The sequence below is a fragment of the Alcanivorax limicola genome (assembly GCF_019931215.1).
Classification (GTDB): Bacteria; Pseudomonadota; Gammaproteobacteria; order Pseudomonadales; family Alcanivoracaceae; genus Isoalcanivorax; species Isoalcanivorax limicola.
This window is the reverse complement of record NZ_JAIOUB010000002.1, coordinates 627232-649622: the sequence shown is the minus strand read 5'-3', so window position 1 is coordinate 649622 and position 22391 is coordinate 627232. Positions and strand designations below refer to the sequence as shown.

Here is a 22391-nt window from a genome sequence, read left to right as displayed (position 1 = left end):
TCCTTTTTCTTTTTTGGTTTTTCACTATTCGGTTCGCCAACGCGCAGCGTCTTCTTCGCTGCGACGATAATTCAGCCAGACCTGATCAGGGTTGCCCGCAGCAAGTCGTGCCTCGCGCAGCCGTTCGTTGAAATAGGCGTTCTCTGGTACAGCAAAACGGAAGCCAGCCGGACATTCAGCCTGGCCCCAGCCTCCGGCCGGGCCGGCAATATGCCAATGGGCGGGATCATCTTCGGCAACGCAGGCGTAAGGCCGCTGGGTGCTACAGTGATCCGCCTCAAAACGCCCCTGGTTGTTCTGGAAGGCGCAGTCATGGCCCGGCGTTTCAGCGGGTTGCTGTGATGCCCAGCTCCAGATGAAAGCCACCACCTGTTCCGGCACGAGAAAATCCGGGGACGGCATGTTGACGCCGCAACGCAACATTTCCGGCATGGCATCGACCACGCGCAAACCCGGACTGCCGGTAAAAGCACCCACCAGGGTTCCGTCCTCATAAAAGCGGGTCCAGCGCGTGTTGTGGGTGGCGCGATCAAAATCACACTGGGGATAGTGATAACCTTCGAAACTCAGGCGTGCCGACTGCACATGGTTGCTGCCGCGCTTGCGGTGAAACAGCGAGGCCCAGCGCTCACTGACGCCGTCGCTGCATGTGCCGGTGTAGATCATCACCTGCGCACCCGCCTCACGTATTTGTTGACGACTGACGTTCAACCAGGAGGTCGGCGACGTCATGGCGGCCTCATCCTCGCAGGTCGCACCGTGATCACCGGGGCGATATATCAGGTCACCCAGCACAGCAATAAAATCATCGGCGGTGCGATCAAAGGACACACTGGTGTCATCCAGCGGTTCGTCGAGATTGGCCTCCAGATCGATGATGATGACTTCATCCGGATTGGCGTCCAGCCAGCCGCGCAGCAATGTCAGCTCTTCATGCAGCGTACGCTCGTAGGTACATCCGACGTGCTGCACATTGCCGTGGCAAACCACCGGCGCAAACGGAATCGGCACACCGCCCCCGGTCAGGCCGCCAATCAGGTTGCTGATCAGGCCGACAAGACCCTCGCTTCCACGAACACTCGGCATCCAGTGCACATCCAGTTCCAGGCCGCGCACGCCCATGCGCAACTGATCCACCACACCATAGAACTGGTTGGCGTCCAGGCCGGAGAGGGTCGGCGGCGTGTTTTCATCGGTGGCATTGAAGGAGTTATGTGTCGCCAGTATCTGGGTGTGCACCCACGGCAGCGACAAGCCCAGGTTATTCTGCAAAGCGATGGCGCGCGCCGCCCAGCTCTCTTCGAACCCGGCAATCTGACGCTCGTTGATATGCACGCCGCTGATCAGACTGCAGACTTCATTGCGCAACGCATCCTCGGGGAGCATAGCGTCAGGCGCGGAGAAAGCCTGGCGGCAGAAAGACGCTGCGCCCTGCACAAAAGTGTCCACGGCCTTGCACATCGGCAGAGGGCTGTTTTCGACAAAGGCATCCGGCAAACCGGCGTAGCAGGTTTTTACCAATGTATGCAGGTTGCCGCTGGTGAGCGAACACAGCAGCCCGCCGCCGAGCAGGCCACAGCTCTGTTGCAGACCGGCCTGGGCATCCGAGAGCAAATCGCAGAGCGGATCACTGCCCGGCACACTGTATGCGTGGCACACATCGCTCAGGCCCGGGCCCGCCATTGATGCCGCTTCGCCGCCCGGCAGCAGACTCAGGGGATCAAGCAGATTGCAGAATTCCTGCGGCAATCCATTATCCTCACACGCCGTTTTCAGGCCGCTCTGGATAAAACCCAACTGCCGACCGACATCCGCCAGTACGCAATCTTCACTGGCCAGCGATTCATGGCAGGCCAGCAGATTGGGCGGCAATCCCTCGACAGACAGGGGACCGACATCGAACAGCGGGTTATAGCCCTGCAGACGCAACATGGGGGCCGTTAACGGCCCGAGCGATACATACTCTTCGTAATTGGTGAACGGCAGTAACAGGCCCGTGCCGCCTTCCGGGTCGACATAACTGAATTCGTTCTCCGGAATGATGTAGCCGAACGATTGCTGCGTCAGGCCGAGGAACATCACGTCGGCGCCCGGCTGTGCCAGCGCGCGAATGGACTCACCAAACGTATTGGTGGCTTCACCGGGAATAGTGACAATTTCCAGGCCCGATTCTGCGCCGCCAAGTGTCACGCGGGAGACAATCGTGCTCGCTGTCGGTGTAATCTGCGGCAAAAAGCCGGCCTGCTCTCCCAGGAACGGGATATCCGCCAGCGGCAACATCAGAAAGTCGTAATAGCGATTCAGCGCGCCCAGCGCACCCAGCCCGATAAACAGCGGATTGGTCACCGGCAGCGCCGCGCTTTCGTGACGCACGGTGAGTGTTGGCGCCAGCTCGCGCATGGGCGCCATCATTGCCTGGCGGGCAATATTTTCACCGCGGGACCTGACACGCTCGTAAGCATCATCGCCAGGCGCTGGTCCGGCACTGGACGCATCTGCGATGGGGCCATTGAAATAGAGCGCGACGCCGCCCTGCTCCTGCTCGAGCAATTCCACAGCACCGAGAATGTAGTCCGCATGGGGAACACGCGGGTCCTGGCCAGCGCTGATACCTACCGGGTGGGCGTTGTATTGCAACAAACTCCCGCGCACCGCGCCCGCGTCATGGCCACTGGTGCAACGCGCCTGCAACAGGGTCATGGCGGGATCGGCCTCGGCATCCGTGCGCACGCGCGGACGGCGATAGCTGTTCAATGCCGGCACAGCGACCTGCCCGACACTCAGTTGTGCAGTGCACATAGTTTTTTGTGCATCACTGACCGCCTGCACCGCAGCCGGATACAGCACCGTGTCGATCCAGTCCTGCGGCACACCGCCCCACAAGCCTTGCAGGTCGGCGCCAGCATGAGAGTGCGTCTGGCCGAACAGAATATTGTCCGGCGCTATGCCTGTGGCATCAGCAACCCGCGCCTTGAGATTATTGGTAATAACGTTACCGGCACCGATGGCATCCATGACCAGAAATACCACCTGCTCATCCTGACCATCGGGCGAGCGCCGGGAGAGCACCATGGCGCGCAACCAGGTGTGTTCCTCACGGCCCGCCGCGTTGGTGTGGACGCGGGCGCCTGCCGCTTGCGTGAGCAATTCACCCAGGGAACCGAACGGCTCGGGAAAGTTCTGCGTCATGTCGAAGCCGAAGCCGCCCAGATTGAACTGCTGCAAACGGCCAGCACCGAGCAAACGCGCTTCCTCGACGCCGTCGATATGCTGTTGCGCGGGTGTGATACGGGCACGCGCCGCGCCGGCGCAGAACTGGCTGTCATCACATTGCGGTGGCGGCACCACTTCGACGTTTACCTCGGCGTTGTCCCAGGCGCCCCGCTGATCTGTCACGATGAGGCCGAAGCGCAGGGTCGCCGGGGCGTCCACGGAGGGCGCAAGAAATTGCGGCTGCGCCTGATCCGCGCCGGCCAATGCCACCGTCGGCCCCGCTTGCTGCGCCCAGGAAAAGGTCAACGCCGAATCATCGGCAGCGCGGCTGCCGCGACCGTCCAGCACGACAATATCGCCTGGTACGGCGATCCGGTCGGCACCGGCATCTGCCTGGGGTGGCGCCTGGGGAAATACCGTGATTGTGACCGTGGCCGCTGCGTCGTCACCCCGGTCGTCCGTCACAACAAGACGGAACGTCAGCGCTGTTTCCGCCGCGACCACCGGCGCTGTAAAAACAGGACGCGCTGTTTCTGCATCGTCCAGCAACACAGAAGGCCCTGCCGTCTGCATCCAGGAAAAGGACACCAGCGCACGGCCAGGCAAGGCGCGGCTGTTGCGCCCGTCCAGACGCACGGCATCACCGGTGCGGACCTGTTGATCCGGCCCTGCGTCAGCAATCGGCGCCAGTGCTCCCCGTGGCGCGCTGGCGCTCTCCGAACCGCCGCAGGCGCTGAGAAGCGTGACGAGAAAAAGCGCCAGGCAGGGCATCACGCCATGACGCCGACCGGAACAGTGGCGCTGGTAGCCATGGAGGGGCATGGCGGGTCTCCCGATGTAGCGCTACGCCCTCATCCGGAGCGTGCTTGTTGTTGGTCTTGATGCAACAACGTATAGCCGGAGACACACTGCTGGCAATCTGCCATCTTTTCGCCATAACTCCCCGAAGAACAGACTGTTACAACGTTCACTCGGGGCGGACAGGCAGGTCCGGATCAGACATCTCTGGCCCGCGCAAACGGATCAGGGAAGGTGAGGGGGAGGCAATACTTTAATTATCAGTACGTTGGTGCCACCTTGAGAGCATATTCTTGCCGCGCCCCGGGCTCGAGCAGCCATCAGAGGCGGGGCCAGAAACACAGCGAGAAGAACAGAATTCTGTCACAGCATTGCAAAAGGACACGCAAATGACATATCCGGGACACATTGCTACAGATCGTTGTATTTTTTTAGCCGGCACGCAGACTGCGCAAATCAACAGGTCGGATCAGCCGTGTAGCGATGCGCAGAACTCACCAGCACGTGGCGAGAAAGAAAGTTGCGGCCCACCAGCATCGGGTAGGTCATGGCACTGCGGTCTGCCAGCGTGAATTCCGTGTCCTGTTGTCGCTCGCCGATACACAACGGCAGACTGACGACATAGCGCGTTGTCACCCCACCCGCCTGCCGAACATCGGTCTGCTCGATCAACGGGCGCTCGATCTCATGGGCGCCGCCATCGTGGTCATCAAACACGAAACGCACCCACTCTTTACCGTCACGCTCGAATTTCTCGATGTCTCTGGCATGCATTGAACTGCGTTGCGCGCCGGTGTCCAGGCGGGCAGAAAAATATCGGTCGTCGCCATTGATGCTGGCTTTTTCAATGTGTCCGAAGACGGCCTTTTCGCTGACATCCTTGTCCGGCACTGCCGCAGACACGGCCATCGGGAAGGAAGCCACGAACAAAAGAAGTGCGGCAGTAAACGTCCTGAGAAAAATCGATTGCTCTCCATGAGAAGCATGCCCGAAAAAGAAATTTTTCATTTCACCTCCACCTTCGCATCGTCAGCTATAACTGTCTGCGAGCAGGCATGAAAGTTCCGCAACGGCATGCCAGGAGAAATGAAAAACAGTATGAATCGCGCGGCTCACCCGGCCCTTCGAAGCACCAGAGTGCCAGATCCGCACACTCCGTTTCTGATCGGCAAATCACGCCAATCGGGAAATTCGGGACACAAGTCACGTCACCGCCTCACTGCACCAGCCAGAATGCGTGTGGGGGGTGGTGCACGAGGGGGCACCGCCAAAGGCATCGAGACAGATGCCGCACAAGAAAAAACATCACCCGTGGTGCGCAGAGATGCATCATGCGGTGGGAGCATGACGCATGCTGGACAATACGTTTACCGGCCTTTCTTTCCCATTGGACTTTCTGGCGGCATCCGGCGATAGCGGCGTGTACATGCTGGCAGGTGCGGCCGTGGCAGCGCTGCTGATGCTGTGCCTGGCCGCAAGCCGCCTCCGGCAGGGGTTACTCTCCGCGCTGCTGGTCAGCCATGTCATGATTCCAACCATCAGCATCTGCCTGATCGCCATCTTGAGCCTGCACGCCGTCGATCAGGTGCACTGGATGAGCGCGGAGCTGGAAGACCTGTTGCGGCAGGGCCTCAGCCAGCGCTGAAGGGACACATGCCTGGCGGCCGGTCACAATAACGGCTTGAGAAACCGCCATCGCTCAGGCTCTGATCCCGTCACCAGAAAGTGCGGATTCAACAGGTCCTCTTTCTGGTAGCGCAGCGGCAGGAAATCCGGCCCCAGCACCTCACCCCCTGCCGCCTTGACGATGGCATGGGCCGCAGCGGTATCCCACTCTGCCGTTGGCGCCAGACGCGGGTAGATATCAGCCCGGCCCTGGGCGATCCGGCACAACTTGAGCGACGAGCCCATGCTGGTGCGCGCCACCGGCCCCATACGCGCTTCAATCGCGTCTTCCAGCGCCGCCACGGCGCCCGCACCGTGGCGCCGACTGGCAACCAGTGTCACCGGACTCGCCGGGGAGCGGGCGCGTATGGCGTCACGCACATGCCCGGATTGATGCCAGGCTCCCGTCACCTTATCGGTATTCAAACCCAGAAATACTTCCCCGGTGACAGGCACCTGCACCACCCCCATCACAGGCACCCCGTCCTCGATCAAGGCAATATTGACCGTGAACTCCCCGTTGCGACGGATAAATTCCTGCGTGCCGTCCAACGGGTCCACCAGCCAGAACAGCGGCCAGCTCAACCGCTCGGCGATGTCCACCGCTGCGGATTCCTCCGACAGCACCGGCACCTCTGGCGTCAACGCCTTGAGCCCGGCGTCAATAAGGTGGTGGGCGGCCATGTCCGCTTCTGTGAGCGGCGAGTCATCGGCCTTGCGTGTGACACTGATGTCGCCGCGCTCATAAATGGTCCGTATTGCCTCACCGGCCTGCCCCGCCAGTGTCACCACCGCCTCGAGCAGGGCCATCCTGTCCCGCAGCAGGCTCATGGCGCCTCACCTGCCCGGCGCCGGGCCATGATGTCCCGCACCATATAAAGGGCGGCAATCACACGGGCCTCCGTCATATCGTCCCGCGCCAGCAGCGCATCCAGCTCGGACAGGCGCCAGGTCAGCACTTGCAATGGCTCGGGCTCATCCCCCGGCAGGCTGGAGGGATACAGCTCCTCCGCCAGCACGGCGTGAATCCGGTGGCCCATGTAGCCCGGCGAGAGACTCATGCGCTTGAGCTCCGTCAGTCGCCGGGCGCCATACCCGGCCTCTTCCTGCAGCTCCCGGTGCGCCGCATCGTGCCAGTCTTCGCCGTCATCCAGCGCGCCTTTGGGCAGGGTCAACTGATACGACTCCATACCGGCGCCGTATTCACGGATCAGCACCACCGTATCGTCATCCAGCATCGGCACCATCATGACCGCTGCAATGGGGGGCGTGCGCAGGCGCTCATAGGTCCGCTCCTCGCCGTTGCTGAAGCGCAGCTTCATTTCTTCAATCCCGAACAGCCGGCTTTTAGCCACCAGGCGGGTTTCGAGAATTTCCGGTTTCTGTTGCATACTGTGCTCCTGCACTTTCACCAGACACTTTCACCAAACACTTTCACAAGACAAGGCAACGCGGTAGATCCATGATCAAGTGGCAAGACATCGACACAGTATTACTGGATATGGATGGCACCCTGCTGGATCTCGCCTTCGACAACTATTTCTGGCAGATCTATGTGCCGCAACAGTATGCCCTGCAAAAGCAGCTCACTGATAGCGAGGCCACCGCCCGGTTGACTGACTGGATCGGACGGCACCAGGGCACACTGAACTGGTATTGCCTGGATTTCTGGTCCGATGAACTGGGCCTGGATATCGCCACACTCAAGCGCCGGGTTGCCCAGCGCATCGGTTACCGGCACGGCGCCGAGGACTTTCTGGCGTCCCTGCGCGCCAGCGGCCGCAAGGTGATCATGGTTACCAATGCTCACCCGGACGCCCTGGCATTGAAGGTGGAGCGCACCGGTATAGATCGTTACTTCGACGCGCTGGTCTCCAGCCATCAGTATCGCGCCGCCAAGGAGGAACAGGCCTTCTGGCAGACCCTGCGCGAGCATCACCCTTTCGATGCGCCGCGCGCGCTGCTGGTGGATGACTCGCTGCCGGTGCTGGCCTCTGCGCAGCAGTACGGCATCGGCCATCTGTGGAGCATCCTGCACCCGGATTCCAGCACCGACGCCAGACCCCACACCGACCCCTTCCCGGCCATCGGTGATTTCGCCCAGGTCATGCCGGCGCGCGCCTCATGAGCGAGGCGGTGCGGATCGACAAATGGCTCTGGGCGGCCCGCTTCTTCAAGACCCGCAGCCTGGCGCAACAGGCCGTGGAGGGCGGCAAGGTGCAGATCGAAGGCCAGCGCGCCAAGCCGAGCAAGCTGGTCAAGTGCGGCATGACAGTGGAAGTCCGTATCGGCCTGGATGTGCGCATCGTGACGGTCACCGGTATCGCGGAAAAACGGGGCAATGCCACGGCTGCCGCCTTGCTTTACCAGGAAACCGACGCCAGTATTGCCGCCCGCGAGGCCGCAGCAGCAGTACGCAGTGCCGAGCGCAGCACCCAGGTCGCCCCGGATCACCGGCCCAGCAAGAAAGAACGTCGTGATCTGCAGCGCTTCCGCGACCGCCAATAGCCCTGATGAGCGCATTACCCCGACACCGAGGTTTCCATGAGCACAACCGATCTGCGTCAGCGCTTCCTGTTTCCTGACAGCGACATTCGTGGCGAGATAGTGCGCCTCGACACCAGTGTGGCCCAGGCACTGCAGGCCCGCAGCTACCCGCTGGTGATCGAAGCGCTGCTCGGCGAAGCCATGGCCGCCGCCACACTGCTCAGCGGCACCCTCAAGTTCGAAGGGCGCCTGAGCCTGCAAGCTCAGGGCCAGGGCGACCTGACCCTGCTGCTGGCCGAGTGCACCCACGACAGCCAGATCCGGGGCCTGGCCCGCACGCGTCTCACCGCCGGGGATTCAGAGCAGCAGCCTATGACGGCGCAGCTACCGGCGCTGCTCGGCGACGGCATCATGGCCATCACCATCGTGCCGGAGCGCGGCAATCAGTATCAGGGCCTGGTGCCGATGGAATCCGACACCCTGGCCGGGTGCCTGGAGGGCTACTTCTCGCAGTCGGAGCAGTTGCCTACGCGGCTCTGGCTCGCCGCCGGCAACGGGCATGCCGCAGGCCTGCTGATTCAGGTGCTGCCGGAGCACGCAGGCTCCGCCGAACACAATGCCCGCGTCTGGGAGACCGTGACCGCCCTGGCCGGCACCCTGACCATGGAAGAGCTGCTGACCCTGCCGGTGGAAACCGTGCTGCATCGCCTGTTCCACGAGGCGCCGCCCATTCTGTCCCCGGCAGATACCGTGCGTTTCGGCTGCACCTGCTCACGCGAGAAGGTGCGCGGCACCTTGCTGTCACTGGGGAGCGAAGAGCTCCAGGCGCTGCTCAGCGAGCAGGGCGAAGCCCGGGTCACCTGCGATTTCTGCGGCAGTGAAGAGCTGTTCGATGCCGTGGACCTGGCCGAGTTGGCCCACCAGAGCGCCAGCTAGCGCCACTCGGGGAGCCCCCCATAGCCAGCAGCTATAGCGCCTGGCGGCAACAGTCCACCGCCCGGCGCATGGCACCCCCTATCCTTTTCTGTCATAATCGCGCGCCTGTCGGCGCTCTATGTATCTACGGAGTATGTACGGACCCGACAGGTCTGGCGGCAGGCGTTCATGCACCACTTCACGCCTGTCGCCCGGGACCGGCACCGTCACCCGCGATGCGAAAGAATACCTGGGCCCTGTGATATGCCCGGATGTTCTGTTTACGGCCAAAAGCCAGGACTACAAGCCCAGGAAGAGTCATGACCCAAGCAACTGTTTACAACGACCTGAGCCCGGCGCAGCTCGTCGAGCTGGCCATTCAGCGTAATGAAGGCCGCCTGGCCGCCAACGGCGCCCTGGTCTGTGAAACCGGCCACCGCACTGGCCGCTCCCCGATGGACCGCTTCATCGTTGATGAGCCCAGCACCAGCGCCAAGATCCACTGGGGCCCGGTTAACCGCCCCTTCGATGCCGACAAATTCGATGCCCTCTGGGAGCGCGTTGCCGCGTTCGCAGCCGGCGAAGATCAATTCGTGTCGCACCTGCATGTCGGTGCCGCGTCTGATCACTACATCCCCGTCAAAGTGACCGCGCAGACGGCCTGGCACAATCTGTTTGCCAACACGCTGTTCATTCGTCCGCAGCAGTACAACCCGGGCAACAAGGGCGAGTGGGAAATCCTGCACGCCGCCAACTTCCAGTGCGACCCGGCACGTGACGGCACCAACTCCGACGGCTGCGTCATTTTCCAGTTCGCCCAGCGCCGGGTGCTGATTGCCGGCATGCGTTACGCTGGCGAAATGAAGAAGGCCATGTTTGCCGTGCAGAACTTCCTGCTGCCGGAAAAAGACGTGCTGCCGATGCACTGCTCTGCCAACGTGGGTGAAGACGGCGGCGTTGCCCTGTTCTTCGGCCTGTCCGGCACCGGCAAGACCACCCTGTCTGCGGACCCGGATCGCTTCCTGATCGGCGATGACGAGCACGGTTGGGGCAAAGGCGTTGTCTTCAATATTGAAGGCGGCTGCTACGCCAAGTGCATCGATCTGTCGCAGAAGAACGAGCCGGTAATCTGGGATGCGATCAAGTTCGGTGCCGTACTGGAAAACGTGGTAATGGATGCGGAAACCCGCGTTCCGGATTACACCGACGTGTCCCTGACCCAGAACACCCGAGCGGCTTACCCGCTGGAGAACGTCGACAAGCGCGTCATCGAAAACCAGGCCGGCGAACCGAAACACATCATCTTCCTGACGTGCGACCTGACGGGCGTGCTGCCGCCGGTGTCCAAACTGTCCCGTGAAGCGGCCGCCTATCACTTCCTCAGCGGCTACACCGCGCTGGTAGGCTCCACCGAGATGGGCGCAGGCTCTGGCATCAAGAGCACCTTCTCCACCTGCTTCGGCGCGCCGTTCTTCCCGCGCCGGGCCGGTGAATATGCCGAGCTGCTGATGAAGCGCGTAGATGAGTTTGATTCTCAGGTCTATCTGGTCAACACCGGCTGGACCGGCGGCCCTTACGGTGAAGGGGATCGTTTCAGCATCCCGACCACCCGTGGCGTCGTCAACGCGATTCTCTCCGGCGCACTGGACAACGCAGAAACCCAGCATCTGGACATCATCAACCTGGACGTCCCGAAAGTGGTGCCCGGCGTGGACAGCAACCTGCTGGTGCCGAAAAACACCTGGAAGAATCCGGAGAACTACGAGGCCCGGGCACGAGATCTGGCCGAGCAGTTTAATCAGAACTTCGCCGAGAAGTACGCGGATGTCTCTGAGGATATCCGCAAGGCCGGTCCGGGAGTCTGATCGACCTGCTCCCAGCGGGACGACACAGCACAAAAAACCCGCCGAATGGCGGGTTTTTTGTGCTCAACGGTCGTGTTCGAGAGATACGGCAGGGGCGCTGAGGAGCATTGCGTCAGACCTGAGTGAATGGTACTTTGTTCGTATTCTGAATGCTTGGCTCGACACCTGAAAAAAAACAATAATCCGGTGAGGGGGAACCGATCAGCGTCAGAGAACTTATACCCACGGAGCCCGGCCATGACCGCCTACACCATCATGATCGTTGATGATGAAGAGAATATCCTGAAAAGCCTGGCGCGGAGCCTTCGCCACAAGGAGAACTGGGAGCTCGAAACCTACACCTGTGCCGAAGATGCGCTAAAGCGAGCACGCACACGCATCTTCGATGCGGTCATCAGCGACTACAGCATGCCAAATATTGATGGCATGGCATTCCTGTCAGAACTGAAAATCCTGCAACCTGATGCAGTGCGCATCATCCTGACCGGCGTAGTCAGCATCGAAACACTGATGGCCGCCATCAATGTCGCGGGCGCTTTCCGTTTCTTCGCCAAACCCTGGGACGACAAGGCGCTGATTGAAGGGCTGGAGGAAGGCTTGCGAATGCGCGACACACTACTTGAAAACCGTATGCTGGCACTGAAGGTAAAAGACCTTCAGGAGGAGCTCGACCGCATCAAGGGCGGCATGTAACAGCCTGGAAGGCTGACCTGTAACACAGGGGAAAGGCTATGGATCTTATCGAAGCACTGGCAATGCCTTTTAACAGTGAAAACGTTTCGGTTTTCTACATCTCAACGTCCATCATTGTCATGCTGGTGGTCATTCTTGTGCTCTACAAGACCTACCGCGCATCACTGAATGTCGAGGCCCGTCTGGCCGAATTTTCATCGCTGACCACCAACCCGTTCGCCAACCGCCTCAAGCTGATCGAAACCAACGCCGATGAGTACCGGATCAACAAGCAGGCGCTCGGCCCGCTTGCCCGAATCATTGATGAGTACTGCGTATTCACCACTGACATACATGGTCAGATCACCTATGCCAACGAGAAGTTTCTGGCGCTGAGCGAATATCAGCTGAAAGACCTGATAGGCAAACATCAAAGCATCACGCGAACCAAAAACTCCGACGAAGGCAACGATGACAAGATTCAGAAGAATCTTTCTGAAGAAAAAGTCTGGCACGGCGAACTCTGCAACCGAAGCCGGAGCGGAAAAACATACTGGGTCGATGCGTTTGTCTTTCCCCTGTCCTATCTCTCGGAGGTAGACCGGGGCTATATCTACTTCGGCACCGACATCACCGCCATCAAGCAATTGAATAATCAGCTACTCAGTGAAGTCCGGAAGAAAGAGGAGGCCATCAGCAAGGTTGAAAACATGCTGCTTCACTCAGAAAAGATGGCGTCCCTCGGCGTTATCTCTGCCGGCATCGCACATGAAATCAATACACCTCTGGCGTTTGTCTCCAACAACATCCGCCGTCTGGATGAAAATATCGAGCCTCTTCTGCTTGCGGTAAAGGTGTCGCGAGAGCTGCTGGGCGCAGAGGCGCTGACCAGAAAACTGCAGGAGACCCGGCCAGAACTGCATGAAAAGGAGCTGGCTTATCTTCTGGATGATACGCCCTGCCTGACCCGCGAAACCAATGACGGCATTGAGCGCATCAAGAAGATCATTACCGACCTGAAATGCTTTTCCCATGAAGGGAAAGATGCATTCGCGCCGACCGACGTACACAAATGTATTGAAAGCGCACTGAATCTGGCGCGGCACGAAACGCGCCATGGCATTGAGGTGGTCCGCCAGTTTGATGACACAGAAACACAGGTCATGGGATCAGAAACCCAACTCTCCCAGGTCCTGGTCAATCTCGTGGTCAATGCGGCGCAAGCCCTGCAAGGGCAAGGCCGCATCACCATCGCCACCCGCGTCGTAAACGACCATTTCTCGATCAAGGTAACCGACAACGGCCCCGGCATTGAACCCGACATACTCGAGAATATCTTCGAACCCTTCTTCACCACCAAAAGTGTCGGCAAGGGCTCCGGTCTCGGCCTGGCGATCAGCCAGGATATCGTCAAACGACACAATGGCAATATTTCCGTTGCAAGCAAACCGGGTGTAGGCACCGCATTCCTGATACAGCTGCCTCTGGCCAAACCGGCCGAGACACCGGCGACAGCACCGCAAGAGCTGGCGCCGTGAAACCGGACTTTGAATATCGCATCACGGGAAAGACCGGCGCACTGACGCGCATCCCGCTTTATCTGGATGAAGACACCGGGGAGATCCATATCCCGACAGCGTTCCAGACTCCCCGCTGGGCCCGCCTCGAGCACCAGCAATGCAGTCATTGCCCCCTTGATCCAGGCACAACCCCGGACTGCCCGGTTGCCCGCAACGTGGCATATGTTTTCTCACTGGCGCCGTTGGGAGATTCTTTCGAGAGCATTCATCTGGATGTGCAGACACCGCAGCGTACCTATGTGATGGATACCTCTCTGCAGCGTGCGCTGGGCGCGCTGTTCGGCCTCGTATGTGCCCTGAGCAAATGCCCCTACATGCTGCCACTGAGACCCATGGGGCTTTTTCATCTGCCACTGGCAACAGAATCCGAGACATTCTTTCGTGCAGCCTCTGTCTTTCTGATGCACAGCTACCTGCAAAGGGAAACCAACCCCGAGACCCGAGTCGATCTTTCGAGCATGGAAGAGGCTTACACAAATCTGCGCGAGATCAATCGCAGCTTTGCCCGCCGGCTGCGCGATATTGATGGCGCGGAGGCCGCGACGAACGCCATCGTTCTGCTGGACATGCTGACCCGCGACGTGACCTTTCAGCTGGAAGAACAGATGCCGTATTTGAGACGCCTGTTCGGCTTGCCACCCGGGCACTGAGTGCGACAGATCGCAATCATCCTGCCTCATCATCTTCTATCAGGGTCTTGTGCACACACACTGCCGTATTACGTGGCCGGATACGCACCCCTCTGGCCTCTGTATGTGCACGGGTAAACGCAGCACCGAACAGCAGTATCAACGAAGAGTAGTTCACCCACAGCAGTAACAGCACCAGTGAACCGGCCGCACCGTACGTCGATGCAGTGCCTGCGTTGGCGAGGTAGGTAGCAATCAGAATGCGCCCGAGGGTAAAAAGCAGCGCCGTGATAAATGCCCCGAGCATGACATCTTTCCAGCGCAAGATGACGTCAGGCAGCACGCGGAAGATCGTCGCAAACAGCAAGGTGATTACCGAAATCGACAGTATTGCCTCCATGCCGACCATCGCCATACCGGGGACCGGCAGCCAGTCGGAGGCGAATATCATGATGGCGCGCAGTATGACGCTCAGTAACAGCGAGACCAGCAGAATAAAGCCGATGGACAACACAATCGTCAGCGACAACACCCGGCTCTTGAACAGCAGGAAAAGCGTATTTCTCGAAGGGCGCGGCGCCACATCCCAGATATTGTTCAGCGAACGTTGCAGCTGCGCAAACACCGTCGTCGCGCCAATTACCATGGCGCCAATACCAATCAGCGTCGGCACCAGACCACTGTGATCAATCTCCGTGCCCGCCACGGCCACCCGAACTGCCTCGGCAGCCTCTTCGCCAATGGCCGCCTGCAATTGCTCCATGATCTGCGCCATCGCCGCCTCGGTACTCAGCACCAGGCTGATGACATGGACAGCCAGAATCACGACCGGGGCAATGGAGAACACCGTGAAGAAGGCCAGCGCGCCAGCATAGATAAAAGCATGACTCTTGAGCCAGTTATCCAGCGCGGCGCGCAGAATGCCGAACCAGTACAGAAAAGCAGCTTTCATCCAGCAGGCTCCCGGAGCGATTGTCGAGTGCCCAGTCTAGCGGCTTCACGCTGTACTACGCATCTCGGCGTCGCATCTCACAGCCGCAGCTTGTCCAGGCCCTGGCGAATACCGCGATTGAGCGCGGCGCGGACCAACGGACCGATCAACGGCAACTTGCCCTCGAACTCGATAGTGTAATGCAGGACAGAACCTTCGGGTGTGGCGCTGAAGCGCATCACGCCATGGTGATTACGCAGCGGACTGCCCCGGGTAATGCGGTATTCGATGCGCTCGTTTTCGCGGAACAGCGTCACTGTTTCCTCGAAGGCGGGTGCAATCAGGATGCGCAGGCGGCGGACAGATTTCAGCCCATCCGGCGTATCAACCCCGTCGCGCACCCTGTCGATGCGCGCTGGCACGAAGATCGCCTCCAGATTCTTGTGCACGCTCAAAAAGCCGAACAGCTGCTCGACGGGGTAGGGAAATTCCTTGCGGATATCGATTTTCTGCAGGGCCATGCCACGCTCCAGTGAAAGAAAGCACGGATTGTCGCTTTCTCACTGGAGCCCGGACAGGTTCAGACGGGCCAGATGTATTCAGTTCCCGTAGACCACTACCGTGAATTCAGCCAGGACACCAAAGAAATTCTGGGACTCGTAGTCCACATAGTGAATTTCCGTGATGCCCCCGTTGCGGGCTGCGGTATGGATACTGGCATCCCCGGAGGCGATCAGGCCCAGAATGGAACGCACCGAAGCACGACCAACCAGAGTGGTCTGCCCCGGGGCAGCGGTGCCCGTCATCGGCGCCTTGACGTTACCGTACATGAAACCGGAGACCGGCATGGTGGCCGTCGCGCAGCCCATCAGACCGGAACAAAGAAGCACTACAGCGATGAGCGCTGGCAGGATTGTTTTCATGACTTACCTCTGATTGTTGTTTTTATGGTGTGCTCAATACCTTGTGTCAGGCCCTTATCATAGCCGCTGCATGAGCTTACGCAACCCGGCCACATGGCGGCGGCTGACCACCAGCGGCTCATCAAGCCCGCGCAGGCGCAGCTGGTGATGCCCGTGCCCCGACTGCTCCATGCCCTCGATATAACTCAGGGCCGCCAGCGCATTGCGGTGCACCCGGACAAACTGATCGCCGAACTCCTCCTCCAGATCCTTGAGGGTCTCATCAATCAGTACCTCACCGTCCCCGTAGCGCACCGTGATGTACTTCTGATCGGCGAGGAAATAACGCACATCAGCCACCGGGACCAGCTCCATCCCCCGGTGAGTCCGCGCAGAGATGTGCCGACGCCGACGCCCCGAGGCCGCGCCCTCAAGATTGTCAGGGATACGCTGATGACGCGCGAGGCCATCCGCGCGCGCCAGGGCGGCAGACAATTCCTCCCGGTTCACCGGTTTGAGCAGATAGTCCATGGCATGCACCCGAAAGGCATCCAGGGCATGCTCATCATAGGCGGTACAGAAAATCACAGCGGGCGGTTCTTCTGCGCGCGCCATATGCGCCGCCGCCTCAAGGCCATCCATATCCGGCATACGGATATCCATCAGCACCACATCCGGCTGCACACGCTGGGCCGCCAGCACTGCCTCCCGGCCGTTGCTCGCCTGCTCCACCACCTCGACGTCGTCGAGACTGTCAATCAGCCGTACCAGACGCTCCCGCGCCAACTGTTCGTCGTCACAGACGAGTACTCGCATCAAGCCCCCTGATTCAGGCAATCGGGTAACGCAGGGTCACCCTGTATTCATTATTATTTGCTCTGGCATCCACCGATGCCCGTTCCCCGTAAAGCGCCGCCAACCGATGGCGGATATTATCCAGCGCCATGCGGTTCCCCTGGCTGGCTGATGGATCTGCCGATGAAGCCCCGGCAGCAGCCTCCGTCACGGGCAACGGATTGGTGACCAGTACCTCCAGCATATCGCCATCCCGGGCAACACGCACCTGCACATACCCCCCTTCTGCACGGGGCTGGATGCCATGGTAGATGGCATTCTCCAGCAAGGGCTGCAAGGTCAACAAGGGGATTGTCACCTGCGTCGGGTCCAGCTGGATATCCCAGCCCACCCGCAGCCGCTCCCCCATCCGCAATCCCTCGATGCGGGCATAGCGGCGGCACAGATCCAGCTCCTGGCTCAACGGCACCTCCGCCGGGCCCTCCCGCAGGCTGGCCCGAAATAACCGGGCCAGATCTTCCACGGCCTGCTCGGCCGCCTCCGGCGCCACCGCGATAAGACTGGAGATGATGTTCATGCTGTTGAACAGAAAGTGCGGACGGATACGGGACTGCAACGCCTGAATGCGAGCTTCGAGCTCGGCCTCGCCCTTGAGCCGCAGCTGCTCCTGAATATAGAAGTAGCGCATCACCACACCCGCGACAATCGCCGCGATCGCCACGTTGACCACCACATTGGCATGCCAGAGCACCGGACCAGGGCCCGGATCAACCCAGGTCGGCAGCAACAACGCCACGACGCTGAACAGCAAGGTGTTGAGCACTACCAGTGCCACGACCGCCAGGGCCGCCCAACTCAACGGCAAGCGATTGAGGCGCTGGCGCAGCGCACAGATCAGCGCCGCCGAGGTCAGCCCCACCCACTGCATGAAGAACGACGTCAGCCCCAGACGCTGAAAGCTGAAAGGCTCGTAGTAGGTCGCCATCAGGGTCAGCACGATCGCCACCAGCTGAGCCATGACCACCACCACGAGCACAGCGCGCGCCTCACAGAGATCCGGCAGGAAAGCCCGACTGGTCGTCGTCTCTGGCGTGTTGCGGAGTGTCATGGCTGGCATACCTCAATCCTGACGGGCGGGTGGCAGCGCCCCAGCAGTCCTTATACCTGAGGCCCGCGCCGTGGGCGACCCTGAGGTGCTATACTGCGCGCCTTTCCGGTTGAACGGTTAATGAGGAAGATCCATGGCTGACAAGCAAAACAAACTCTGGGGCGGCCGCTTCAGCGAGTCCACCGATCAGTTTGTCCAGGAATTCACCGCCAGCGTGAATTTCGACCAGCGCATGTATGCCCAGGATATCCGCGGCTCCATCGCCCACGCCACCATGCTCTCGGAGGTCGGCGTGCTGACTGATGCGGAGCGCGAGGCCATCATCAATGGCCTGACCGAGATTCGCGAGGAGATCGAGCGCGGCGAATTCCAGTGGTCCGTGGCGCTGGAAGATGTGCATATGAACATCGAAGCGCGGCTGACCGATCGCATCGGCATTACCGGCAAGAAATTGCACACCGGCCGCAGCCGCAACGATCAGGTGGCCACCGATATTCGCCTCTGGCTGCTTGATCACATTGACCTGATCGACCGCGAACTGCATCGGCTGATGCAGGGCATGCTGGGCCTGGCGGAGCGCGAAGCCGCCACCATCATGCCCGGCTTTACCCATTTGCAAACCGCACAGCCGGTGACATTTGGTCATCATCTGCTGGCCTGGTTCGAAATGCTGCGCCGTGACCGCGAGCGTCTGGCGGACTGCCGCAAGCGCACCAACCGCATGCCGCTGGGCAGCGCTGCACTGGCCGGTACCACTTACCCGATCAATCGGGAACGCACCTGCGAGCTGCTGGGCTTCGACGAGGTTTGCCAGAACTCGCTGGACGCCGTCAGCGACCGGGATTTCGCCATTGAATTCTGCGCCATGGCCGCACTGTGCATGACCCACCTCTCGCGCATGAGCGAAGAACTGGTGCTGTGGACCAGCGCCCAGTTCGGTTTCATCAATCTGCCCGACCGCTTCTGCACCGGCAGCTCCATCATGCCGCAGAAAAAGAATCCGGATGTGCCAGAGCTGGTGCGCGGCAAGACCGGCCGCGTCAACGGGCATCTGATCTGCCTGCTGACGTTGATGAAAAGTCAGCCGCTGGCCTACAACAAGGATAACCAGGAAGACAAGGAGCCACTGTTCGACGCTGTGGACACTCTGCTTGGCAGCCTGCGCGCCTTCGCTGACATGGTGCCGGCCATTGAACCGAATCGTGACGTGATGCGCGAAGCCGCCCGGCGCGGTTTTGCCACAGCCACCGATCTCGCCGACTATCTGGTGCGCAAGGGCATCGCCTTCCGGGACGCTCATGAGGTGGTCGGCAAGGCCGTCGGCTACGGCGTCTCCAGCAAGAAGGACCTGAGCGACATGAGCCTGAGCGAGTTGCGCCAGTTCAGCGACCAGATCGACGACGATGTGTTCGAGGTGCTGACACTTGAGGGCTCGGTAAGCGCGCGCAACCATGTCGGCGGCACCGCGCCGGACCAGGTCCGGGCGGCGGTAGCGCGAGCACGGCAGCGCCTTGGCTGAGCAGCCATAACGGGAACAGGAACGGGAGGACATCATGCGTTACTGCGCGATAATGCTACTGGTGCTGATGCTGTCCGCGTGCGGACAGCGTGGCGCGTTGTATTTCCCCGGCGAAACCGGCAACGCCACCAGCCAACCGGCGCCATCCACCCCGACCGATGCTGATAGCGATGTCAGCGACAGCGAAGACAACGACGATTGATCCCCTCACCGGGACAGGTAATGAGGCGCAGCACATGGACCACTTTCAGTATCGCGACGGCCACCTGTTTGCCGAGGACATTGCTCTCGGCGACCTGGCTGAACGCTTCGGCACCCCGCTGTATGTGTACTCCCGGGCGACCCTGGAGCGGCATTTTCGCGCCTTTGATGACGCCTTCGGCGATCACCCGCATCAGGTTTATTATGCGGTAAAGGCCAACTCCAATATCGCGGTACTGAACGTGCTGGCGCGCCTCGGCGCCGGCTTCGATATCGTCTCCGGCGGCGAGCTGGAGCGGGTGCTGCGCGCCGGCGGTGCGCCCGACAAGATCGTCTTCTCCGGCGTCGGCAAGACCGCCGACGAGATGATCGCGGCACTGGCCGCCGGCATCCACTGCTTCAACGTGGAATCCGCCGCCGAGCTCGAGCTGCTGAACATGGTGGCCAGCGAACAGGACACGATTGCGCCGGTATCGATTCGCGTCAATCCCGATGTAGATGCCCAGACGCACCCCTATATTTCCACCGGGCTCAAGGACAACAAATTCGGCGTCGACATTGAGGACGCCCCGGCACTGTATCAACGCGCTGCGGACCTGCCGCATCTGCGCGTGCTCGGTGTGGACTGCCACATCGGCAGCCAGCTCACCAGCCTGGCCCCCTTCGAGGATGCGCTGGCTCGGGTGCTGGCTCTGGTGGAAAAACTCTCTCACCGCGGCATTCATATCCGTCATCTGGATCTGGGCGGCGGCCTCGGCGTGCGCTACCGGGACGAGACCCCGCCAGCACCTGACGAGTACATTCGCGCCTTGCTGCGCCATATTCCCGGCGACATGCCGGTGCATATCGAACCGGGGCGCGCCATCGCCGCCAATGCCGGGGTGTTCCTGACCCGGGTGTTGTATCTCAAGCCAACACCGCACAAGAATTTTGCCATTATCGACGGCGCCATGAATGACCTGATTCGCCCCAGCCTGTATGCCGCCTGGCAGGACATCGTGCCCGTGCAACCCCACGATGCCGACTGCCGGGAGTGGGATATCGTCGGCCCGGTGTGTGAGACCGGCGACTTTCTTGGCAAGCAGCGCACCCTGGCGCTGGAAACCGGCGACCTGCTGGCGGTGCGCTCGGCTGGCGCCTATGGCTTCTCCATGGCCAGCAACTACAACAGCCGCAACCGCCCCGCTGAAATCATGGTGGACGGCGATCAGGCCTTCCTGGTGCGCCAGCGCGAGACCATCGAGGAGCAAATGCGGCTGGAGTCGCTCCTGCCCTGAATCCATGCTGCGCCGGGAAAGGCGCAGCCTCTGACTTTGGTCTGATTGACTAAGCCCCGGTTACCGTTAGAGTTGAGTACCTCAGAACAACAACACCGGGAGCTTCCATGAGCGCCATCGTGTTAATGCTGCTGGGCCTGGGCGGTATGGCAGCGGGCTATTTCCTCTACTCCCGCTTCATCGCCGAGCGCATCTACCAGCTGGACCCGGATTTCCGCACCCCCGCCCATGAGTTCGAGGACGGCGTCGACTTTGTGCCGACCAACCGCTTCGTGCTCTGGGGCCACCACTTCACCTCCGTGGCAGGCGCCGCCCCCATCGTTGGCCCCGCCATCGCAGTGATCTGGGGCTGGTTGCCCGCATTCCTCTGGGTCGTGCTGGGCACCATCTTCTTCGCCGGCATACACGACTTCGGCGCCATCTGGGCCAGCGTGCGCAATCGCGCCCGGTCCATCGGCGCCCTCACCGGCGAGGTGGTGGGGCGCCGCGCCCGGGCGGTCTTCATGATCGTCATCTTCCTGGTGTTGTTGATGGTCAACGCGGTATTTGCCGTGGTGATTTCCCGCCTGCTGATCAACAACCCCGGCGCGGTGGTCCCGGTATGGGGCGCCATCGCCGTTGCCCTGATCATCGGCCAGCTGATCTACCGGCGCATCATTGGCCTGGGCCTCGTGTCCGTGCTGGGCGTTGCGGCACTCTACGCGCTGATTTACGTGGGGCCGCAGGTGCCGATCTCGCTGCCGGAAACCACCCTGGGCCTGTCGGCAGGCGCCAGCTGGATCCTGATCCTGTTCTTCTACGCGGCCATCGCCTCGCTGCTGCCGGTGTGGGTGCTGCTGCAACCCCGGGATTACATCAACGGCCTGCAATTGTTCATCGGGCTGATTCTGCTCTACGGGGCGGTGCTGGTGGCCAACCCGACGCTGGTGGCGCCCATGGTCAATGCCGATGTCCCCGCAGGCACGCCATCGCTGATTCCGTTGCTGTTCGTCACCATCGCCTGTGGCGCCATCTCAGGCTTTCACGGGCTGGTGTCCTCCGGCACCACATCCAAGCAACTGGATCGGGAGCCGGACGCCCGTTTTGTCGGCTATTTCGGCGCCGTCGGCGAGGGCTCGCTGGCCCTGGCGGCGATCATCGCCACCTGCGCCGGCTTTGCCACCCTCGCTGACTGGCAGGCGATCTACACCGCCTACGGCCAGGGCAGCATGGGCGCCTTCGTGAATGGCGGCGCCAACATATTGCATGCCGGCACGGGCATGGATGTGGCGGTGGGTGCCACACTGCTGACCGTCATGGCCGCGCTGTTCGCCGGCACCACCATGGATACCGGTCTGCGGCTGCAACGCTACATCTTCCAGGAATGGAGTGTGATCTATGAGATTCCCTGGATGGGCAAAGCGCTGCCCGCCACCTTGCTGGCGGTGGCCAGCTGCCTGATCCTGGCCTTCGGTGCCGGCGGCGCGGACGGCAGTGGTGGCATGTTGATCTGGCCCCTGTTCGGCACCACCAACCAACTGCTGGCAGGCCTGACCCTGCTGGTCATCACCGTGATGCTGGTACGTCTCGGGCGGCCCGCGCGTTACACCCTGATCCCGCTGGTCTTCTTGCTGGCCATGACACTGGCAGCGCTGCTGTTGCAGCTGCGCAACCTCTATCTGGACGGCGAATGGTTCCTGCTGGGGCTGGATATCGTGGTGCTGGTGGCCGCGGTGCTGGTGACACTGGAATGCATCGGTGCGTTGCGGCGCCTGAAGCAGACACCGCCTGCCGAAAGTAGCGCGCCGTGACGAGTAACGCACCATGAAAAGCGCCATGACACTGACATCGCGCC

The 22391-nt window shown here is 61.0% G+C and carries 21 protein-coding genes; 12 read left to right on the top strand and 9 right to left on the bottom strand.

Annotation, left to right across the window (positions count from 1 at the left end; genetic code table 11):
• Positions 1 to 24: 24 nt before the first annotated feature.
• Both K8B33_RS08930 and K8B33_RS08925 read right to left on the bottom strand, forming a co-directional pair.
• On the bottom strand, positions 25 to 4035 hold the full coding sequence (locus K8B33_RS08930; RefSeq protein WP_223425694.1) for a PKD domain-containing protein: 4011 nt from the start codon (positions 4033 to 4035) through the stop codon (positions 25 to 27).
• Positions 4036 to 4467: 432 nt separating this feature from the next.
• Positions 4468 to 5019 carry an ATP-dependent zinc protease family protein gene (locus tag K8B33_RS08925; protein WP_223425692.1) on the bottom strand — a complete coding sequence of 184 codons (552 nt, stop codon included), beginning with the start codon at positions 5017 to 5019 and terminating at the stop codon, positions 4468 to 4470.
• A gap of 343 nt (positions 5020 to 5362) precedes the next feature.
• Between K8B33_RS08925 and K8B33_RS08920 the strand changes: the two genes are divergently transcribed.
• A complete protein-coding gene (locus tag K8B33_RS08920) occupies positions 5363 to 5656 on the top strand; it encodes a hypothetical protein (RefSeq protein WP_223425690.1) in 294 nt (97 codons plus the stop codon).
• Positions 5657 to 5679: 23 nt separating this feature from the next.
• Here the strand turns inward: K8B33_RS08920 and cysQ are convergent, their stop codons facing one another.
• Both cysQ and nudE read right to left on the bottom strand, forming a co-directional pair.
• Complete coding sequence (cysQ, locus tag K8B33_RS08915; protein WP_223425688.1) at positions 5680 to 6507, bottom strand: 3'(2'),5'-bisphosphate nucleotidase CysQ; 828 nt, start codon at positions 6505 to 6507, stop codon at positions 5680 to 5682.
• Complete coding sequence (gene nudE / locus K8B33_RS08910; protein WP_223425687.1) at positions 6504 to 7067, bottom strand: ADP compounds hydrolase NudE; 564 nt, start codon at positions 7065 to 7067, stop codon at positions 6504 to 6506. Before nudE ends, cysQ begins: the two co-directional genes overlap by 4 nt.
• A 71-nt stretch (positions 7068 to 7138) precedes the next feature.
• Between nudE and yrfG the strand changes: the two genes are divergently transcribed.
• The 7 genes from yrfG to K8B33_RS08875 all read left to right on the top strand — a co-directional run bounded on the left by yrfG (position 7139) and on the right by K8B33_RS08875 (position 13845).
• Entirely contained in the window at positions 7139 to 7804 is a 666-nt protein-coding gene (yrfG, locus tag K8B33_RS08905) for a GMP/IMP nucleotidase (protein WP_223425686.1), read from the top strand.
• On the top strand, positions 7801 to 8184 hold the full coding sequence (locus K8B33_RS08900; RefSeq protein WP_223425685.1) for an RNA-binding S4 domain-containing protein: 384 nt from the start codon (positions 7801 to 7803) through the stop codon (positions 8182 to 8184). Before yrfG ends, K8B33_RS08900 begins: the two co-directional genes overlap by 4 nt.
• Before the next feature lie 36 nt (positions 8185 to 8220).
• The gene (hslO, locus tag K8B33_RS08895) at positions 8221 to 9099 is read left to right on the top strand and encodes an Hsp33 family molecular chaperone HslO (protein ID WP_223425684.1); all 879 of its coding nucleotides are present in this window, start codon (positions 8221 to 8223) and stop codon (positions 9097 to 9099) included.
• A gap of 299 nt (positions 9100 to 9398) precedes the next feature.
• Positions 9399 to 10943 (top strand): phosphoenolpyruvate carboxykinase, encoded by a 1545-nt coding sequence (locus K8B33_RS08890; protein WP_223425683.1) that lies wholly within the window; start codon positions 9399 to 9401, stop codon positions 10941 to 10943.
• A gap of 237 nt (positions 10944 to 11180) precedes the next feature.
• On the top strand, positions 11181 to 11636 hold the full coding sequence (locus tag K8B33_RS08885) for a response regulator (protein WP_223425681.1): 456 nt from the start codon (positions 11181 to 11183) through the stop codon (positions 11634 to 11636).
• A 38-nt stretch (positions 11637 to 11674) separates the two neighbouring features.
• Positions 11675 to 13153, top strand: coding sequence for a PAS domain-containing sensor histidine kinase (locus K8B33_RS08880; RefSeq protein WP_223425679.1), 1479 nt, complete (start codon positions 11675 to 11677; stop codon positions 13151 to 13153).
• Positions 13150 to 13845 carry a DUF6901 family protein gene (locus K8B33_RS08875; RefSeq protein ID WP_223425677.1) on the top strand — a complete coding sequence of 232 codons (696 nt, stop codon included), beginning with the start codon at positions 13150 to 13152 and terminating at the stop codon, positions 13843 to 13845. The genes K8B33_RS08880 and K8B33_RS08875 overlap by 4 nt, the downstream gene beginning before the upstream one ends.
• Before the next feature lie 16 nt (positions 13846 to 13861).
• Here the strand turns inward: K8B33_RS08875 and K8B33_RS08870 are convergent, their stop codons facing one another.
• The 5 genes from K8B33_RS08870 to K8B33_RS08850 all read right to left on the bottom strand — a co-directional run bounded on the left by K8B33_RS08870 (position 13862) and on the right by K8B33_RS08850 (position 17569).
• Positions 13862 to 14776, bottom strand: coding sequence for a YihY/virulence factor BrkB family protein (locus tag K8B33_RS08870; RefSeq protein WP_223425675.1), 915 nt, complete (start codon positions 14774 to 14776; stop codon positions 13862 to 13864).
• Between the two features lie 77 nt (positions 14777 to 14853).
• On the bottom strand, positions 14854 to 15276 hold the full coding sequence (locus K8B33_RS08865; protein ID WP_223425673.1) for an SRPBCC family protein: 423 nt from the start codon (positions 15274 to 15276) through the stop codon (positions 14854 to 14856).
• A 78-nt stretch (positions 15277 to 15354) separates the two neighbouring features.
• Entirely contained in the window at positions 15355 to 15678 is a 324-nt protein-coding gene (locus K8B33_RS08860) for a TRL-like family protein (protein WP_223425671.1), read from the bottom strand.
• Positions 15679 to 15735: 57 nt separating this feature from the next.
• Entirely contained in the window at positions 15736 to 16473 is a 738-nt protein-coding gene (locus tag K8B33_RS08855) for a LytR/AlgR family response regulator transcription factor (protein WP_223425669.1), read from the bottom strand.
• Positions 16474 to 16486: 13 nt separating this feature from the next.
• On the bottom strand, positions 16487 to 17569 hold the full coding sequence (locus tag K8B33_RS08850) for a sensor histidine kinase (RefSeq protein ID WP_223425667.1): 1083 nt from the start codon (positions 17567 to 17569) through the stop codon (positions 16487 to 16489).
• A 124-nt stretch (positions 17570 to 17693) separates the two neighbouring features.
• Between K8B33_RS08850 and argH the strand changes: the two genes are divergently transcribed.
• The 4 genes from argH (at position 17694) to K8B33_RS08830 (ending at position 22347) form a co-directional block, all read left to right on the top strand.
• Positions 17694 to 19079 carry an argininosuccinate lyase gene (argH, locus tag K8B33_RS08845; protein ID WP_223425666.1) on the top strand — a complete coding sequence of 462 codons (1386 nt, stop codon included), beginning with the start codon at positions 17694 to 17696 and terminating at the stop codon, positions 19077 to 19079.
• Positions 19080 to 19113: 34 nt separating this feature from the next.
• Positions 19114 to 19281 carry an LPS translocon maturation chaperone LptM gene (gene lptM / locus K8B33_RS08840; protein ID WP_223425665.1) on the top strand — a complete coding sequence of 56 codons (168 nt, stop codon included), beginning with the start codon at positions 19114 to 19116 and terminating at the stop codon, positions 19279 to 19281.
• 34 nt (positions 19282 to 19315) lie between these two features.
• Positions 19316 to 20557, top strand: a complete 1242-nt coding sequence (lysA, locus tag K8B33_RS08835; protein ID WP_223425664.1) for a diaminopimelate decarboxylase — start codon at positions 19316 to 19318, stop codon at positions 20555 to 20557.
• Between the two features lie 107 nt (positions 20558 to 20664).
• On the top strand, positions 20665 to 22347 hold the full coding sequence (locus tag K8B33_RS08830) for a carbon starvation CstA family protein (protein WP_223425663.1): 1683 nt from the start codon (positions 20665 to 20667) through the stop codon (positions 22345 to 22347).
• The last annotated feature ends 44 nt before the right edge of the window (positions 22348 to 22391 follow it).